The sequence below is a fragment of the Methylobacterium sp. WL116 genome (assembly GCF_008039455.1).
In the GTDB taxonomy this organism is placed as follows: Bacteria; Pseudomonadota; Alphaproteobacteria; order Rhizobiales; family Beijerinckiaceae; genus Methylobacterium.
This window is the reverse complement of record NZ_VRUV01000705.1, coordinates 1-1,923: the sequence shown is the minus strand read 5'-3', so window position 1 is coordinate 1,923 and position 1,923 is coordinate 1. Positions and strand designations below refer to the sequence as shown.

2 protein-coding genes are annotated in these 1,923 nt (G+C 71.0%); one reads left to right on the top strand and one right to left on the bottom strand.

Going from position 1 to position 1,923, the window contains the following annotated elements:
* Positions 1–215 precede the first annotated feature (215 nt).
* Positions 216–857 (top strand): TetR/AcrR family transcriptional regulator, encoded by a 642-nt coding sequence (locus FV223_RS26485; RefSeq protein ID WP_147729715.1) that lies wholly within the window; start codon positions 216–218, stop codon positions 855–857.
* 119 nt (positions 858–976) lie between these two features.
* Here the strand turns inward: FV223_RS26485 and dxr are convergent.
* A partial coding sequence (dxr, locus tag FV223_RS26480) for a 1-deoxy-D-xylulose-5-phosphate reductoisomerase (protein ID WP_147729714.1) occupies positions 977–1,923 on the bottom strand: 947 nt, incomplete at its 5' end.

Genomic DNA, 1,923 nt, shown 5'->3' with positions numbered 1-1,923 from the left:
GTGGCGCGCGGCGCCTCGGCGCGCTCGTCCCGCACGGCGTCGGCCGCCTCGGCCGCATCGATCCGGTCGCCATCCTCACGCAACGACATGCCCGAAATCCCAGCTTGAAACTTGCTGACCGAACGGTTCGGTCATCAACGAGGACGATTGACGTCCGCCGTTCCAACGCAGTAGATATCATTGACCGAACGGTTCGGTCAATCAGGATCGCCAAGATGCCCGCGACCCCCGCGACGCTGGAACGAGACGCCGTCACGCCCGAGAGCGACAAGCGCCGCCAGATCCTCGACGGCGCGCGCCAGGTCTTCATGGGCGCGGGCTTCGACGGCGCGAGCATGGGCGAGATCGCTCGCACGGCGGGCGTCTCGAAGGGCACGCTCTACGTCTACTTCGACAGCAAGGAGGCGCTGTTCGAGGCGCTGACCCTGGAGGAGAAGCGGGGCTTGGCCGAGGCCCTGTTCCTGCTGGATGCCGACGACCCCGACGTCGCCGCGGTGCTGACGCGGCTCGGCACCACCTACCTCATCGAGATGGTGCGGCCCGAGCACGTGGCGGTGATCCGCATGGTGATCGGCGCCTGCGAGAAGTTCCCGCGCTTCGGGCAGGCCTTCTTCGAGGCCGGCCCGGCGATGGGCGTGACGCGGCTCACCGCCTACCTCGACGCGCAGGTGGCGGCCGGGCGCCTGAACGCGGCGGACACGGACCTCGCCGCCAAGCACTTCCTGCATCTCTGCCAGGCCGGCCTGCTGACGCGCCTGCTCTTCCACGCCGGCGATCCGGTGACGCGGGAGGAGATCGACTATCGCATCCGCGAGGCCGTGCGGGTGTTCTTCGCGGGCTACGGCCCGGGGCGCTGAGGCACGCCCTTCGCTCCCGACGACGTGCGGATGCGGCCAGGCCTCGACTCCGAGCACCCTTTCCTCCTCCGCTCAAGGGGGGAGGGAAACGCCGGTACGGATCGGAAAACCCGTCGCGCTCAGCCGGCCGCGCGCATCCGCGGCAAAGCGGCCGTGCTCCAGGCCCGCACCTCGGCGTCGATCGCCAGGGCCTCCTCGACGCCGTCGGGGGTGGTGCGGTGGATCCCCGCGAAATGCGCGATCGCGCGCTCGACGAGGTCGGCGATGCCGTAGAACGGGATCGTGCCGGCGATGAAGGCCGCCACCGCGATCTCGTTGGCCGCGTTCATCACCGTCGGCGCCGCGCCGCCCTCGGCGAGCGCCGCGCGGGCGATCCGCAGGCACGGGAAGCGCGCCTCGTCGGCGGCCTCGAAGGTGAGGCTGCCCAAAGCCACGAGGTCGAGGGACCGGCCGCGGGCGATGGTCAGGCGGTCGCCGAGGCCGAGGCAGTGCGAGATCGGCACGCGCATGTCGGGCAGCGCCAGCTCGGCGGTGACGGCGCCGTCGAGCCAATAGATCATCCCGTGGATCACCGATTGCGGATGCACCACCACGTCGAGGCGGCCCGGCTCGATGCCGAACAGGTGATGCGCCTCGATCAGCTCCAGCCCCTTGTTCATCAGGGAGGCGGAATCGATGTTGATCTTCATCCCCATCGACCAGGTCGGGTGGGCGGCGGCCTCCGCCGGCGAGGCGGCGGCGATGCGCTCGCGCGTCCAGGTCCGGAACGGGCCGCCGGAGGCGGTGATCATCATGGTGCGCACGTCTTCCAGCGGCCGGCCGGCCATCGCCTGGCTGAGCGCGTCGTGCTCGGAATCCATCGGCAGGATGGTCGCGCCGTAGCGCTTGGCGTCGCGCATGAAGGCGTCGCCGGCGCAGACCAGGCTCTCCTTGTTGGCGAGCGCGACCTGCCGCCCGAGGCGGAGCGCCTCGTGGGTCGGCTTCAGGCCGGCGGCCCCGCTGATCGCCGCGACGACGATGTCGGCCTCCTGCGCTACCGCGTCGAGCACCGCCGCCTCGCCCGCCC